18 protein-coding genes are annotated in these 16,322 nt (G+C 26.8%); 3 read left to right on the top strand and 15 right to left on the bottom strand.

Annotation, left to right across the window (positions count from 1 at the left end):
• Positions 1–277: 277 nt before the first annotated feature.
• The 5 genes from F1B92_RS06900 to tupB all read right to left on the bottom strand — a co-directional run bounded on the left by F1B92_RS06900 (position 278) and on the right by tupB (position 5,045).
• Positions 278–715, bottom strand: a complete 438-nt coding sequence (locus F1B92_RS06900) for a Dps family protein (RefSeq protein WP_154571129.1) — start codon at positions 713–715, stop codon at positions 278–280.
• Positions 716–839: 124 nt separating this feature from the next.
• The gene (locus tag F1B92_RS06895; RefSeq protein ID WP_154571128.1) at positions 840–2,042 is read right to left on the bottom strand and encodes a glucose-6-phosphate isomerase; all 1,203 of its coding nucleotides are present in this window, start codon (positions 2,040–2,042) and stop codon (positions 840–842) included.
• A complete protein-coding gene (gene galU, locus F1B92_RS06890; protein ID WP_154571127.1) occupies positions 2,029–2,862 on the bottom strand; it encodes a UTP--glucose-1-phosphate uridylyltransferase GalU in 834 nt (277 codons plus the stop codon). The genes F1B92_RS06895 and galU overlap by 14 nt, the downstream gene beginning before the upstream one ends.
• Positions 2,863–3,423: 561 nt before the next feature.
• Positions 3,424–4,356 (bottom strand): tungstate ABC transporter ATP-binding protein TupC, encoded by a 933-nt coding sequence (gene tupC, locus F1B92_RS06885; RefSeq protein ID WP_154571126.1) that lies wholly within the window; start codon positions 4,354–4,356, stop codon positions 3,424–3,426.
• Positions 4,353–5,045: a tungstate ABC transporter permease TupB gene (gene tupB, locus F1B92_RS06880; protein ID WP_154571125.1), complete on the bottom strand. Its 693-nt coding sequence runs from the start codon at positions 5,043–5,045 to the stop codon at positions 4,353–4,355. Before tupB ends, tupC begins: the two co-directional genes overlap by 4 nt.
• Positions 5,046–5,184: 139 nt before the next feature.
• On the opposite strand from tupB, the gene tupA reads away from it, so the two are divergent.
• The 3 genes from tupA to F1B92_RS06865 all read left to right on the top strand — a co-directional run bounded on the left by tupA (position 5,185) and on the right by F1B92_RS06865 (position 7,229).
• On the top strand, positions 5,185–6,015 hold the full coding sequence (gene tupA, locus F1B92_RS06875) for a tungstate ABC transporter substrate-binding protein TupA (RefSeq protein WP_154571124.1): 831 nt from the start codon (positions 5,185–5,187) through the stop codon (positions 6,013–6,015).
• Positions 6,016–6,133: 118 nt separating this feature from the next.
• Positions 6,134–6,529, top strand: a complete 396-nt coding sequence (locus tag F1B92_RS06870; RefSeq protein ID WP_154571123.1) for a hypothetical protein — start codon at positions 6,134–6,136, stop codon at positions 6,527–6,529.
• An 82-nt stretch (positions 6,530–6,611) separates the two neighbouring features.
• Entirely contained in the window at positions 6,612–7,229 is a 618-nt protein-coding gene (locus F1B92_RS06865; RefSeq protein WP_154571122.1) for an IMPACT family protein, read from the top strand.
• Here the strand turns inward: F1B92_RS06865 and F1B92_RS06860 are convergent.
• The 10 genes from F1B92_RS06860 to F1B92_RS06815 form a co-directional block, all read right to left on the bottom strand.
• Complete coding sequence (locus F1B92_RS06860) at positions 7,226–7,807, bottom strand: HesA/MoeB/ThiF family protein (protein ID WP_326833123.1); 582 nt, start codon at positions 7,805–7,807, stop codon at positions 7,226–7,228. The two genes, F1B92_RS06865 and F1B92_RS06860, sit on opposite strands and share 4 nt — an antisense overlap.
• A 455-nt stretch (positions 7,808–8,262) precedes the next feature.
• Positions 8,263–8,748, bottom strand: a complete 486-nt coding sequence (locus tag F1B92_RS06855) for a flavodoxin family protein (RefSeq protein ID WP_154571121.1) — start codon at positions 8,746–8,748, stop codon at positions 8,263–8,265.
• Positions 8,745–9,986: a radical SAM protein gene (locus F1B92_RS06850; RefSeq protein WP_154571120.1), complete on the bottom strand. Its 1,242-nt coding sequence runs from the start codon at positions 9,984–9,986 to the stop codon at positions 8,745–8,747. The genes F1B92_RS06855 and F1B92_RS06850 overlap by 4 nt, the downstream gene beginning before the upstream one ends.
• A gap of 32 nt (positions 9,987–10,018) precedes the next feature.
• Positions 10,019–10,807, bottom strand: a complete 789-nt coding sequence (locus tag F1B92_RS06845; protein WP_154571119.1) for an ABC transporter substrate-binding protein — start codon at positions 10,805–10,807, stop codon at positions 10,019–10,021.
• Positions 10,808–10,826: 19 nt separating this feature from the next.
• Entirely contained in the window at positions 10,827–11,594 is a 768-nt protein-coding gene (locus tag F1B92_RS06840; RefSeq protein WP_154571118.1) for an ABC transporter ATP-binding protein, read from the bottom strand.
• On the bottom strand, positions 11,591–12,556 hold the full coding sequence (locus F1B92_RS06835; protein WP_154571117.1) for a FecCD family ABC transporter permease: 966 nt from the start codon (positions 12,554–12,556) through the stop codon (positions 11,591–11,593). Before F1B92_RS06835 ends, F1B92_RS06840 begins: the two co-directional genes overlap by 4 nt.
• 117 nt (positions 12,557–12,673) lie before the next feature.
• Positions 12,674–14,215, bottom strand: a complete 1,542-nt coding sequence (locus tag F1B92_RS06830; protein ID WP_154571116.1) for an ATP-binding cassette domain-containing protein — start codon at positions 14,213–14,215, stop codon at positions 12,674–12,676.
• A 17-nt stretch (positions 14,216–14,232) separates the two neighbouring features.
• Positions 14,233–15,090, bottom strand: coding sequence for an energy transducer TonB family protein (locus F1B92_RS09465; RefSeq protein ID WP_154571115.1), 858 nt, complete (start codon positions 15,088–15,090; stop codon positions 14,233–14,235).
• The gene (locus F1B92_RS06820; protein WP_154571114.1) at positions 15,087–15,488 is read right to left on the bottom strand and encodes an ExbD/TolR family protein; all 402 of its coding nucleotides are present in this window, start codon (positions 15,486–15,488) and stop codon (positions 15,087–15,089) included. The genes F1B92_RS09465 and F1B92_RS06820 overlap by 4 nt, the downstream gene beginning before the upstream one ends.
• Complete coding sequence (locus F1B92_RS06815; RefSeq protein WP_229770965.1) at positions 15,485–16,315, bottom strand: MotA/TolQ/ExbB proton channel family protein; 831 nt, start codon at positions 16,313–16,315, stop codon at positions 15,485–15,487. The genes F1B92_RS06820 and F1B92_RS06815 overlap by 4 nt, the downstream gene beginning before the upstream one ends.
• Positions 16,316–16,322: the final 7 nt, after the last annotated feature.

Below are 16,322 nucleotides of genomic sequence, written 5' to 3'. Positions count from 1 at the left end.
ATTTTGAGGATACATTCAATTTTATCAAATCATAAATACAAATTTTGCCACTTGAATTACTTTTTATTGTTTGATTTATCTCAAAAGCTTTATAATATCTAAAAATATTTAATAATTTTAAATAAAGCATAAATTGATTAATCATAAAATAGCAAAAACTCATTTAATTTTATTTTGTAAGTTTAAATTTATTTAAAAGATACTAAAATCAGCGAAAAATTTTTAAAAAAGTTAAAAAAAATGATGAGAACAAAATCTCACCATTTTATAGCATAAATCAAGCTAAAGTTTGTTTTAACATCCAAATTGATTTTTCATATTTAGCTATATTTTCATCGCAAATTCCAGCTGTTGCTCTATCATCGGCTTCGTCTGCTAATTCAGCAAGTTTTTTAAATTCTTTTAGTAAATATTCAAAATCAGTTTTGATTAATTCCACAACTTCCATACACTCAAAACAATCTTTTTCTACTTTTGGTGCTTTTGCTTTTTCTAAAATTGCTTGTGGGCATACTAAAGCTTTACCGCCTAGTTGTATTGCTCTTTCTGCAACATCATCAAAAAGTTTAGCCATATCTTCATAAGCCTCTTCTGTATAGTTGTGTATAGAAAAAAATTGCTTTCCTTTTACATTCCAATGATAATTGTGAAATTTAACACTTAATGCAAGTGCATCTGCTTGAAGTTGGTTTAATTGTTCTACTACTTTTGACATTTTGTCTCCTTTAATTAATTTATCAGATTTTAGCATAAAATAATTAATAAAAATTATTATTTATAAACATTTTTGCTAATTTTTTATTATATCATAAATTTATAAAACCGCTATAAAGATGAATTTACCCTCTAATCAAAAGAGTCTTTAATAATCTTTTTCCGATTTCAACTCCTGGCTGGTTGTATGTGTTTATATTTAGCATAATTCCTGTAACGCTAGTTAAGAGCATATAATAATATAATAAATACCCAATATGCCATTCATCAAGACATTCTAATTCTAAAGAATCGACACTGATTCCTTCATTTATAATAGCTTGCATTGTTGCATCGCATTGTAAATTTAAAATTTCACTCATATTAAAACCGTTTACAAAATCGCAACTTTCTAAATATTTAAATGATAAATTTGAAGCTGATTTTTCCTTTGTATCTGCTTTTACTTTAATAAAAGTAACTGTTTTATCCTTAACGCCGTCCATTATAAGTTGCAAAAATGAGTGTTGATCTTTACTTCCAATCAAAGCAACTGGCGTTAGACCAAGCCTCTTATACTCTCTTTTTTTTCCTAAACTTTCAGCCCAAAGCTGAATATACCACTCATTAAAATATTCAAATTTACTACCATAGCTAAAAATTACATTAATTTTTGCACTTTTATGAGTTGTATAGTGATAAGCTTTTTGCAAAATATTATCATTTTTTTCTATAAAAAATTCTCTAGCACAAGCATTAGCTCCATCCAAAATTTCTTTCACATCAAAACCAAAACAAGTAAAAGGCACAAGACCAGCCGCACTTAAAACACTAAATCTTCCACCAACATTTTTTGGGATATTAAATGTTTTTATACCGTGTTCTAAACCAAATTTTTCCAAATTTGAGTCGCCATCTGTAATAAAAATAAAATTTTTAGAAAAATCTTTAACACTAAATTTATCGATTATAAATTTAAAAATAGTGATTGTTTCTATAGTTGTGCCTGATTTTGAGATTATAAAAAAGAGGGTTTTTTTAAAATTTATAGAATTTAATACTTTTTCACACAAACATATATCTAAATTATCCAAAAAATGCACTTTTTTATCATTTTCTAATAAGCCAAAAACAGCCTTTATACCAAGAGAAGAACCGCCCATTCCAACCACAACAAATTCGCTAAATTTTTTACTAAATTCACTCAATTCATTTAAATTTGATAAATCGCTTTTTGGAAGATGAAAATACCCAATCTTTCCATCTTTAAATTCGCTATTTATGCGTTTTGAGTATTCATCTATTAAATTTAAATTAACTTTATTAAATTTAAGTTTATTTGTTACCATCTTTTAGCTTCTCATAAAAATATTTTGTAGCCTCTACAAATCCATCAATCGAGCCACAATCAAATCTTTTGCCTTTAAATTTATAAGCTAGCACTATACCATCTTTTGCCTGTTTAAGTAAAGCGTCAGTTATTTGAATCTCACCATTTTTACCAGGAGTTGTATTATCAAGATGAGTAAAGATATTTGGCGTTAAAATATATCGCCCAATAATAGCAAGATTGCTTTTTGCTTCATCTGGATTTGGTTTTTCAACCATATTGCTTACTATCATTAAATCATCTTCTATATATCTTCCCTCAACTATTCCGTATTTATCAGTATCTTTTCTATCTACTTCCATAACTGCAACTATTGATGAGCGGTATTTTTCATAAATATGAAGCATTTGAGTCATAACTCCATCTCCGCTCTCATTTATACATAAATCATCTGCCAAAACCACTCCAAAAGCTTCATCTCCTGTTAAAACTCTACCTTTATTTATAGCATCGCCTAAGCCTTTCATTTCGCGCTGCCTGGTAAATGAAAACTTGCACGAGTTCATCAAATTTCTAATATCTTTTAATAAATGCTCTTTATTTGTTCCTAAAATTTGATGCTCTAACTCATAACTTGTATCAAAATAATCTTCCAAAGCCCTTTTTCCGCGCCCCGTAACAAAAGCCATATGTTTCATACCAGCTTCTAAAGCTTCATCAACACCGTAGTGAATCAAGGGCTTTGTAAGGATTGGTAACATCTCTTTTGGTAAGCTTTTTGTAGCAGGTAAAAATCTAGTTCCATAGCCAGCTGCAGGAAATAAACAAGTTTGTATCATAAATTTGCCTTTTAATTAAAGTTTTAGATTATATCAAATTTAGTGTTAAAGAACTCTTATCCAATTTTAGCTAAAATACTATTTTATAAAATAACTTAGGATAAAAAATGTTAAAAGTTTATAGTTTTTTATATAATTTGATTTTATGTATTTTAATAATCACTATTTTTTTACTGATTTTATCTATTATAAAATATTTTACTAATATAATTTTTAATTTAAATTTAATCTCTTTTGATGTATCAAAGACCTATTTTTTATTTGATAAATTGATTTTAGCTATTTTAATTGTCTCAGCTTTCTTACTGATTTTAAATTTAAAAAGAAAAATTACCTATAATCTTGCTATTTGCCTACTTTTTATGACATTTTGCTATATTCCTATTTTAATATCTACAGATAGTGGATTTTATAGAGTTTATCTGACTTGCCACGTGGTATTTTTGATATTTGCTTTAGCATTTTTTGATCTGTTTAAAAAAAATAGTTAAAAATTTTTATTTAAATATAATATTTTTTAAAATATCTAACTTGCAACTATTCATAAATTACCACCTAAATTTACTCTACCCCCACATAAGCACTCTCATCTATTTTAAAGTAAATTTCATCACCAACGCTAAATTTTTCATCACTATCTTTTAAAATAAGCTTGATTAAGTAATCTCCATATTTAATTTTGAGCAAAATTTTTTCACCATAAACGCTTGAGATTGAGTGAGCAAGTCCTTTTAAAAATCCATCTTGTTTGAGTTTTGATACTTCTATTAAATTTAAATTTATCGCCACTTCGCTAAAATTAGCTAAATTTGATGGTAAATTTATATCCAAACCTTTTCCAAATTTTATCTTGCCATCACTGATTTTAAAGATATTTTTATACTCAAATTTAGCCAACCTGCCCCCATATAGAAATATGCTCTCATCGGCTATTGCTGAGAGCCATTTTTCATCGTGGCTTGATATGATAAATCCACATTTATAATTATCATTCATATATTTTATAGCTTTTGAGAAATTTTTTGCGGTTGATAAATCAACACTATTTGTAGGCTCATCAAGGATAATTAATTTACTTCTTAAACTCAAAACTATACCAAATGCTACTCTTTGCGTTTGTCCACTACTTAACTCATAATATTTTTTATTTAAAAAACTTTTATCTAAGCCTACAAAATTTAAAGCCTCATAAACTCTATCATTAAATTCATTTAAAGCACCAATACAACCTAAAGCAAATTCAAAATTCTTTTTAACACTTCTTTTTAAAAGAACTGGCTCTGGTAATAAAATAGAGATCTCTTTTGACTTTAAATTTGATTTTATTTCACCTGAAAATGGCTTTTCTATTCCAGAAATAACTCTTAAAAGCGTGCTTTTTCCACTTCCGTTTGCACCCATTAAGGCTGTGATTTTTGAAGTATCAAATTCCAAATTTTCAATATCTAAAATCAAATTTGAATTATATAAATATTTTAAATTTTCAATTTTCATCTATCAAGCCTTTTTAATTCATATATAGACAAATTTACCAAAAAAGCTATACAAACAAGAACTAAAGCAAGTGCGATTCCCATTGCAAATTCGCCCTTATTTGTCTCAAGAGAAATTGCAGTTGTTATAGTTCTTGTGTGCCATTTGATATTTCCACCTATCATCATAGCAACCCCAACTTCAGCCACAATTCTACCATAAGCAGTAGCAATAACAACTAGCAAAGAGTAGCGATTTTCAAATAAAACCGTAAAAATTTGTTTAAAACCTTGCAAATGATAGCTTTTTAAAAGTCTTAAATGCCTGATATCCATATTTTCTATAACGCTCGCTGTAAGAGATATTATAATAGGAAGCGATAAGCAAATTTGACCGATAATTACTGCTTTTAAAGTAAATAAAAGTTCAAGATTACCTAAAGGCCCTCTAGCAGAAAGCAAAGCATATAAAATAAGCCCAATAGCAACAGTTGGTATAGCAAGACCAGTATCGCTAATGAGTCTTAAAAATTTTTTACCTCTAAATTTAAAGTATCCCAAGCAAAATCCAAGAGGCATTCCAATAATTAAAGCAATGATTATAGAAAAACTGGATGAATAAAGTGTAGTTTTGATAGCAAAATACGTCTCTTCATCAAAATTTATCAACAATCTAAACGCTTCAAAAATTCCATCAATTACAAAATCCAAGCTAAACCTTTTTATTGTTTTTAAAATTCTATTTAAATAATATAAAAATGTGCTGAATTTTCATATAAAATAAGCAAATTTAGAATATTTAAAAATTTAATTTGCTATAATGCGACTAATTTTTTAAAAAGGGTAAAAAATGAATAAAAAATTAACTTTTTTAGCATTAAGTTTTATAGTGGCTTTAAATTTAAATGCAAAAGATGCAGATTTAATGATGGCTACAACCACAAGCACAGATAATACTGGTTTATTAGATGCTTTAGCTCCTGTTTATAAAGCAAAAACAGGTGTTGAGCTAAAATGGGTTGCAGTTGGGACTGGTCAAGCTCTTGAAATGGGCAAAAACTGCGATGCAGATGTGCTTTTTGTGCATTCTCCTGCTGTTGAGAAAAAATTTGTACAAGAGGGAAATGGTATAGATAGAACTGCTGTTATGTATAATGATTATATTCTAGTTGGCGATAAAGGTCTAGCTTCTAAATTTAAAAATAAAAATTTAGGTGAAGTTTTTAAAACCATAAAAGATGAAAAAATCAAATTCTTTAGTCGTGGCGATAAAAGCGGAACGCACAATAAAGAAGTAACTGTTTGGAAAAAGGTAACCGGTCAAGCACCTGAAAAAGAGAGTTGGTATAACCAAACAGGACAAGGAATGATATCTACTATCAATATAGCGGCTGAACAAAAAGGCGTAACTTTAACTGATAGAGGAACTTTTATAAAATATGAAGACACAAAAAAAGGTAAATCACCGCTTGCAATAATTAGTCAAGGCGATGAAAATCTTAAAAATTTCTATTCAGTAATAGCTGTAAATCCTAAAAAATGCCAAAATGCTGATTACGAAAATACAAAAGAATTTATCTCTTGGATAACTAGCGATGAGGGACAAAAATTTATAGCAGATTTCAAACTTATGGGAAAACCGCTATTTACTCCAGATGCAAAAGAAAGAATGTCTAAATAAAATCATTTAACCAAATTTAAGGGGATAATTTCCCCTTAAATTTAAATCGCCCAAAAACTTTTAAATTTACCAAATTTAGATAAAATTTAACCAAAATTTAACATAAAAGAAAAGCTAAATGCAAGATTTTAAAAATTATGATTTACATGTAAAATCTAATCAGAAAAAAGATAGATTGTTTTGGACTCTTTTTATTTGTAACGTGCTTTGTTTTTTTATGCTTTTAATTATTTTTAGACAAGCAGATGTGATAAAAGGTGATGGTCCTGGTGGTTTTTTTGAAGGAATAATTAGAATATTTATTGCTATTATTATCTTGGCAAGTTTTATTCTTATGGTCCTTTTTTCAAGTATTGGATATTTTCGTTATATAAAAAAACAAAAAGGCAAAATGTGTCTTATTTTGAGTGCTTTACTTATGCTAGTTATAATAAATTGTGCTTTTGTTATGATATATGATGCTTGCAGTGACGAACTAGGACATTGTAGGCAGTGGAAAATTTATATACATTAAATTTGTTTTAGTTTATTTTATTAGCAAAAGTCTAAATTTACCAAATTTAGCTAATATTTATCAAATTTTAAAAAGGATAAATTTGAAAACAATAAATTTTCATTATTTTGCAAAACAAGAGATTAAAAAATCAAATTTTTTAACATATTTAGTACCATTTGATAAATTTGATGAAACTCATGAAAAACTAAAGCTTGAGCATCCAAAAGCTGTTCATATAGTTTGGGCTTATCGTCACTACAATAAATATTTTCAAATAGTAGAAAATCAAAGCGATGATGGAGAACCAAAAGGAACTAGCGGACCTCCTGCATTAAATGCTTTAAGAGGAGCTGATTTAATAAATGTAGGAGTTTTTATAGTAAGGTACTTTGGTGGCATCAAGCTAGGAACTGGCGGACTTGTAAGGGCGTATAGTAGCAGTGTAAATTTAGCAATAAATGAAGCAAATTTAATAGAATTTGAGATAAGAGATGAGTTAATTTTTTTTGTGCCTTTTGCCTTAATTTCAAGATTTGAACATTTTTTAGAAAAAGAAAATTTTAAAAGTAAGAATAAATTTAACGAATACGGCGTTAATATATCATTAAATATAAATGAGAATGAATTTATTAATTTATATAAATTTGCTAAACCTTTTAAAATAGAAGGAGTAAAATTTCTCTATATTCCTCTTTTTGCAAAAAATATTTTAATTTAGATTGGTAACTTAAATTTACTTACTTTTAGCTCTTCGCTATGCATATCTAAATAATAAAGCATATCAAAAACAACTTCTAGTCCTGCCAAATAGCGAATTGCCAAATTTGCTTCAAACGCTGCTATAAACATAACAATAGGTGCGGCTATTCCGCCTGGGGTTAAATTTTGTTTAACAAAAGGTTCAAAATTAGCCTCTTTTATAAAACAAACCTGTCCGTGAAATTCCTCTACTGCTGCAAAAATCCAAGGCGTAGATTTTGCAAATCTAGAAATTTCGCCTCTAGTTTGTAGATTGTCCGTTGCATCTAAAATTAGATCAAATTTAGTCACATTGCTCTTAGCAAATTGGCTAAATCTCATCAAATAAGAAATAACTTTAACTCCATCAAATCTACTTTCAACTACTTTTTTAAAAACATCAACTTTAAATTTACCCTCATCTTCTAAAGTAAAAATAACTTGTCTGTGGATATTATGAAGTGAAACCTTATCAAAATCAACAATATGAATTTCTCCTATCTCACTTGCTCCAAGACTTAGTGCTAAATTGCCTCCTAAGCCGCCACTTCCAACTATTAAAATACTTTTATCTTTAAGGCTGTTTTTGTTTGGTATCCGTCTGATTTATCTGTTAATGAAATTCCAGCTGTAATTGATGATAAAAGCAAAGATGACCCAAAAATTATAAAATAGTAATCCAAGGAAATTTGGAGTGGGATTTAAATATTACTTTTAAAAAATACTGAGATAATAATAAAATGAGAAATTATGTAAAAGAGTATTGGCGTGTTTGGTTTTATGATTAATTTGCTTGTAATATTAATACTAAAAAGCAGTTTTTTTATAAGCACAACTCTCTTTTATGGGCATTATTGCATTGTAATGTTAGTTTAAATCCTTTTATAAATCACAACACTTATAAATATAAGATAAAAAACTAAGTGAATTTAAATATTTGGAGTCAAATTTACACCACAAGATAATTTAAATAATAAATCGATATTTTGTAAATTTTAAGATTTATTTTTAAGTCACTCAAAATTTTCAAAAGCTAAAACTGCATTTGTTAAATCATTATCGTCAGGATGAGTAGAAGCTTCTTTCCAGTTTCTCTCTTTTTCTTCAGTAATCGTATCTCTTAAATTTTCTCTCATCCAAGATATAAGGTTTGGATCTACTGCACCTTGACAGTAAAACTCACCTAAAATTTCACAACCATTTTCAACAAATTTATTTTTTATTTTTAAAAAACACTCTTTTGCGTGATCGCTATTAGATTTTGAACCAAGCGTCATAAAAAGTCCAATTTTTCGATTTTTAATCATCAAAGCTACACGCTTAGCATCGTCACTCATATCACCCTTATCTACATAAAATCCAAAAATCAACTTATCAACTTCATTTAAATTTCTAATCTCATCAACGCTTTTTAACTCGTATTTTAAGCTTCTTGCTATAGCGATTGCAACTTTTTTTGTATTGCCTGTTTTTGATGCATAAACTACCAAATTCTTCATATTTTTTTCCTATTGTCATAAATTCTTAAAAAATATTTTCTTGCTATTTTTGAAACCTCTTTAGCTATTGTATTTCCCCAAAAAATTCCATCAAAACTAAAATTTAAGCACTGGTTTTCTATTTTTAAATATCCAAATTTTTCACATTCTTTAAAAAATTTAAGTTCTTTTTCAAAACTTTTATCATCCAAATAACTTTTTACTAAATTTAAATCTATATTATTATACTGAAAAAGCGATATAAATTTAGTAAATTTTTGATTAATTTCATCATTAAAAGATATGATTTTCAAATCTTTTTTAATATTAAAAATACTATAATCCCCTATCTTGCCACCAGCACCAACTCCAATTGGCAAAATATCAACACCATCATGAGAAAGTCTTATATATAGATATTTATCTCGGTTAATTTTATTAATTTTTGTGTATTCAAGTAGCTTGTAATTACTTTCTAGCATCTCTTTTAAAAAAGTATTATGAAGTAATTTGTCTGTATTTAAATCATAATAACTTGGATTATATTTTTTTAAAAATTCTGAACCTTCGTGAAATTGCAGTGAATAAAAACTAGAGCTATCAACTTCTAAATTTTTTAAAATTATAGTATCTTCGATTAACTCTTTTAGACTTTGATTAGGATAATTATAAATTATATCCACACAAACTAAGCCATCAAAATTTTCTTTAATTTTACTTAGTTTTTTGATGGCACTATTTTTGTCTCCAACTCTATTTAAAAGTTTTCGTCCCATATTAGAAAACGTCTGAATTCCTATACTATATCGATTTATACCTAAATTTTGCATCAATTTTAATTTACTTAAATTTAAATTATGAAGAGTGCTTTCGCTGCTAAATTCAACATCTTTAGATATATTAAAATTTAAATTTATAGCCGTTAGAATTTGCTCTAATTGTGATTCATTTAGTATAGTTGGAGTTCCGCCTCCAAAATAAATGCTTTTAAACATTTTTTCTTTTATGTAAGGAAATCTAGAGTAATACTCTATACTTTTTAAAATATATTTTGTATATTCTTCAAGCTCATCATTTAACTTAGTTCGATTTAGGTTGCAAAATGAACAAATATTATCACAAAATGGTATGTGAAAATATAAAATCGCACTCTTATCTTTTGGTTTTGTATTTAAAAAACTTTGAAATTCTTCTTCTTTAACTGCAACTGGTTTTATGATTTTATCTACATAATGACCTTTTTCTCTTTTGCTAAACATACTTTTTTATCCAAACAATTATTTTATTAAATTTACTTTATAAAATCTTTATATAATGTTTCTATTTCATAAATAATTCTTGGAGTTCCTCTAAGCAAAGACGATGATTTGATATTTAAAATTTTACCATTTTTATAAGCTTTTGTGTGCCTTAAAACTGGATTTTGCTTAAGCAAATCTTCTAGGCTATTTCCAACAAATAAGATATAATCAAGATCTTGTTCTAATAGATATTCGCTCGTTACAATCGGTGTTTTTCCGCTTAAATTTTTAGCAACATTATCTATTTTCATAAACTCAAAAATATCTCCCACCAAGGTATCTTTTCCAAGAGCCATCAAATTAGTTCCCATATAAAAAAATACTGCTTTTTTGCCCTGCACTTTTGATAAATCAAGAGAATTTAAGCGATTTTTTAAATCATCTATAAGTTTTTGACCTTCATTTTTTTTATTAGTTAAATTTGCAATTGTTTGTATGTTTTTATAAATATCACTTAATTTATTTGATTTTATTTCAATATATTTAATACCAAAACGTTCTAAATCATCAATTATTTCTTTTGAGTGAAAACCAGTAAGCACCATATCAGGCTGAATTTCTATAATTTTTTCTAAATTTGGCTTTACATATGTTCCAACACTTGGTAAAAATTTAATCTTTTCTTGAGGCCATATTTCACTGCTTTGAGTCTTTGCAATAGCTGCTATCTTATCTTCAGCATTTAACATATAAAAAATTTCAACACAAGCTGGATCTAAAACAATAACGCCCTTAGCAAAACAAAAATTTACTAAAAATAAAATTAAAAATTTTCTCATTATTTTTCCTTTTTTGATTTCAAATAGTTACAACGACTGCTCTGTTTTGAAATTCTAAAATTTCACAATCTAAATTATAAATATCTTTTAATATCTCTTTTTTAAATAATTCCTTTGGAGTGCCTCTATAAGAAACCACTCCATTTTTCATCATAAAAATTTCATCACAAATTCCAGAGGCTAAATTTAAATCGTGTATCACAACAACCCCTAAAATATTTAAATCTTTCACTAAATTTTTACAAATTTTTAACATACTTACACTAAAATTTAAATCCAATGCAGAAGTAGGCTCATCTAAAAGTAAAATTTTTGGCTCTCCAACTAAAGCTCTAGCCAAAATAACTCTTTGAAATTCTCCTCCACTTAAAGAAAAAGCGACTCTTTTTTTAAAACGTTCTAAATCGAGTTTTTTTAAAATTTTATCAACTGCTAAATAATCACTTTTTTCATATCCAACAAAGCTATTTTTTAAGTGAGAATATCTACCCATCAATACAATATCTTCAACGCTTAATGGCATAGAAATAGCTGATTTTTGTGGCACAAAACCTATAAGTTTTGATAACTCTTTTAAGCTGTAATCGCTCATTTTTCTGTTTTCAAATTTTATAATTCCAGAATTTGGCTCATAAATTCTTAAAATATTTTTTAAAAGCGTGCTTTTTCCGCACCCATTTGGTCCCAAAATACCTACAAATTTTGATTTCTTGACATTTAAATTTATATCTTTTAAAATTTCAAATTCATCAATCTTAAAATTTAAATTCTTAATTTCTAAACTCATAAACGCCTGCCTTTTAAAGCTAAAAATAGAAAAAAAGGTGCTCCAAAAAATGCCGTTACAACACCAATTGGAATTTCAGTTGGTGATAAAATACTCTTTCCAATACCATCGCAAATCAATAAAAAAAGTCCTCCTATAATCCCACTAAAAGGTATTAAAATAGCGTTATTTGAAGTTTTAAAAAGCATTCTTAAAGTGTGAGGTATAATAAGCCCAACAAATCCTATCATACCAGCAAAAGCCACACTAAAACTAACTGCCAATGCAGAAATTATTAAAAGTCTTTTTTTTGTTTTTTCGACATCAACACCAAGACTTTTTGCCTCATCGTCGCCACTAAGCATTACATTTAACTCATACCTTTTAGAGTAAAAATATATAAAAGTCAAAATTAAAGGTAAAATCATCATAAAAATTTTACTCCACGAAGCAGAGCCTAAATACCCCATCATCCACGCAACTATCTTAAAACTATCTTCACCTATAAGATAGGTTGCAAAAGATGTAAAAGCCCCTAAAAAGGATGAAAATGCAATCCCAATAATCAAAAGTGTAGATAAATTTTTAGCTTTTTTATAAAGATTAAAAATCACAAAAGACAATATTGCAGAAAATATAAAAGCAAATATTGCATAATAAATTTCATTTAGCTTCAAAAAATATGCCACAACAGCTCCAAATGTAGCGGCTGAAGCAATACCAATTATATATGGATCAGCTAAAGGATTTAAAAATACACTCTGAGTTACAACTCCGCTACTTGCCAAAAGCATACCAATTAATAAAGCCATTATTACTCTTGGAATTCTAATCTCTAATAAAATCACTCTTTTTGTTTGACTTATGTCTCCACTAAAAAGCCCAATTATATCATTCAATCCAATATCAACACTTCCTACGCAAGTTAAAACTAAAGCCACAATCAACGTAAAAACACTAAGCATAATAAATTTAAAAGTCATATAAAGTCCATAAATTTTATTTTATAAATATATATTTTCTATCAATCTAATTTAATATATAAATAATGATTATATAATTCATTAACTTAAAAACGTATAAAATAAACTAAATAAAAATTATCTTATTTTTATTAATTTTGCATCTTCTATCTTATAAATTTTATCAGCCATATTAAAAAATTTATCATCGTGGCTTATAGCAAATATGCCAATGCCCCTATCTTTCAAAAGCGGAATTATAAAAGTATAAAAATACTCTCTAAATTTAGGATCTTGATCTGCTGCAAATTCATCAAGCATTAAAAAATCCCTATTTGCAACCAAATTTTGAAGTAAGGCTGCTCTTTTTTTCTGTCCTGTTGATAAATTTGATGTTTTTATGGTTTTATTTTGAAAATCAATCTTATTTTTTATCTTCAAAATATCACTCCAAAATTCAAGCTCACAATCACCTAGTATATCTCTAAACAGATAAAAGTCACTAAAAATCACACTTATTGTATTTTGAAAACTATCTAAATCGCCCTCTTCTAAAATTTTATCATCAACCCATATCTCTCCGCTACTTTGTTTTAAAAATCCACACATTAATAAAAATAGAGTTGATTTTCCAGAACCATTTTTTCCCACCAAAAACACACATTCGCCCTTTTTAATCTCTAAATTTATATTTGACAAGACTAAATTTTCACCATAAGAAAAACTAATATCTTTTAATAAAATTCTTTTCCACTGCATTTTTTTTAAATTTTGTTTTGATAAAGTATTGCTATTTAAATTTAAATCTTTTATCTTCTTTAAAGATATATTTGCAACTAAAATTGATGGAATTGATGAAATCATCATCATAAAAGGAGCTCTTAAAAACATCATAAATAAAGCCATCGTGATAGCTTCATTTATCTTAGCAAATTCCATAATTATACTCAAATATACCAAAAAACCAATCCCACCCAACATCATAACATTTAAAAAATTACTAGATAAAGCACTGTATATTTCAGCATTTATATTTGCATTTTTTTGCAAATTTGCATTTAAAAAGATACTATCTTTGAAAAACTTTAAACGCTTTTTATCCATTTTAAGCTCTTTAAAACCAGTTAAAAGCTCCTCGTAGTCTTGATATAAAAAATCATCAAATTTTCTAGATTCAAAATAATTCTTCCTAGTTTTATTTATAAAAAAATAAACAATAAAGCCTATAATAACAAACCAAAAGATAATAAAAATAGCTAATTTTACAGATAAATACAAAAAATATATAAACGACATTAAAAGAAGAACAATCCCTTGTGTTGCATCACTTAAACGCATAAATCCATTTGAAATATTTGAAATATCTTTAGAAATAGAAGCTAGGATTTTTGATTTTTGATTATCAAAAATCATCCTAGTATTTAAAATCATATTTATAAGTTTTATTCTAAGATCATAAATGAGGGTATTATTTATCTTAGCTATTGTAAATTTTGCAAAATATGTAACCATAAAAAATACAACCAAAAACAACGCAAATAGTCTAAATTTATACAAATTTGAATCGTTTAAATTTACTATAAAATCATTTATAAATGCTAAAATAGCAATATTAAAAGCACTTAAAACTATAGATAATACAAAAATTATAAAAAATTTTAAAATATAAGTATTTTTCAATATAAGCCTTTATAAATTTATCTATTTTTTAAATATTTTTTTATATCATATTCAACTGGCATACTAAAAACTAAAACTCCATTTTTTATCAAATTTTCAGGTGGTTTTGGAAGCGGAGAAGCTTTTTTAAAAAGCTGGGTTGCTGCATTATTTAAACTTTCAAAATTACAACTTTTTTTTATATCAGCTAAAAGTACATTGCCATCTTTATCTAATTTAACCCTAATAATAACCATTCCCTCTTCTTTGTTTAAAATTGAATTTTTGGGGTAATTTTTAAATTTATTTAAATGTGAAAAAACTAAACTTTGATAACTGACTTTTTTGGAATTAGAATTTCCTGTGCTAGGCGATGAAATCTTACTTCCATTTTCATTCATTGGTGCAGATGAGTAGTTATCTTTTGCTACTTGATTAAAATTTCCACTAATCATAGAAACTGGCTTATCAATTTGCTTTTTTTTAATATTTTCATCTTTGATTTCAGATTTTTTTGTAATTTTTTTATTTTTTATTGGTGCATTTTTTATAACCTTATTCGTTTTTTTACTTTTTTTAATTTCAATTTCGCTATTAAATTCCATTTCACTTAAAGTGCTATCTTCTAAAGCTTCCACATTATCAACTACACTAGCCTCTTCATATTCTGGCATCGCTTCATAATTTTGAGTAGCTAAAACAGAATTTACACTAGCTTCTTTTAAATCTCCAATTGGTAAATTTGAAACTATCATAACAGATTCAAACTCATCAACTTCGCCACCATAACCACCCATTTCGCCACTATTTAAATGCTTATAAAAAATTAAAAATACAATCAAAAAATGAAAAAATAAAGATATAGCAATACCATAAAAATAACTTTTATTATTCACTTTTTAACCTCTGATGATAGAGCTATTTTAGAGTACCCAAGAGATTTTATCTCATTTATAGTTTTCATTAAAAGCCCATATTCTACACTCACATCTACATAAAAATATATAATTTCATCGAAATTATTTTTGGTTTTTTGAGCTAAAATTTGAGCTAAATTTTCCTTGTTTATAGCTTCATTATTAACCAAAATTACTTTATCTTTATCTATAGAAATAATAACTAAATTTTTATCATCTTGTTTTGCATTTTGAGTAGATTTTGGAAGCTCTATTTTTGCCGAACTTGTAATAAGGGGAGTTACAACCATAAAAATTATCAACAAAACAAGCATTACATCTATAAAGGGTGTAACATTTATTTGACTTAACGCTTCATCTTGAGATCTTTTTATCATTTATTTCCATCCATTGTTCTATCAAAAATAACAAAAAACATAGTAGCAACCTCATCTAGCAAATCGGTAAATTTAGAATTTAAATAAATAGTATAGTTATAAAAAAGCACAGCTGGAATAGCTGCAACTAAACCAAAAGCTGTAGCAAATAAAGCCTCAGCAATTCCAGGAGCAACTACATCAAGACCTGTATTATTTGATGTAGCTATGCCCATAAAGCTATTCATTATCCCCCAAACTGTCCCAAAAAGCCCTATAAAAGGTGCAGATGATCCAATGCTAGCTAAAATTCCTGTAAATTTTTTGGCTTTGCTTATTATGTTTTGTGATACCGTTTGCAATCTCAAATTTATACGCTCGTTTAAATTTTGCGTAGATTTTGACTTTGAAATTTCATCCCTTATTATCGAAGAAAGAGTAAAGGCTATATCTTTTTGAGAAAAATTTGGTAAATCATTGATAGTATTTGTATCTTTCAATAAATTTAAGCTTTTTGATAACTCTTGATTTAAGCTTTTGTATTGTAAAATTTTGGCTATAAAAATACCCCAAGTTAAAACAGAAAATAAAACTAATATATAAATTACAATCTTAACCACAATATCAGCATTTTCATATAAAGAAAAAAAAGAAAAATCTCTTTTTTCTTTTAAAATATTAGTATTGTTAGATAAATTTAAATCATTTAAATTTGCATCTAAAATCTCTTTAGCATCAGAGTTAAAGAGATTCTCTTTTTTAGATAAAGAGTTGTTTAAATCTGTTAAATTCCCATCTGCTAAACAAAAGCCAATCATCAAAAATAATACTAAAATAATTTTTTTCATTTAATAC

Origin of the sequence: Campylobacter portucalensis, assembly GCF_009690845.1 — a bacterium.
Classification (GTDB): Bacteria; Campylobacterota; Campylobacteria; order Campylobacterales; family Campylobacteraceae; genus Campylobacter_B; species Campylobacter_B portucalensis.
Note: the sequence above shows the minus strand (reverse complement) of the source record. Positions and strands in the feature narration are given on the sequence as shown.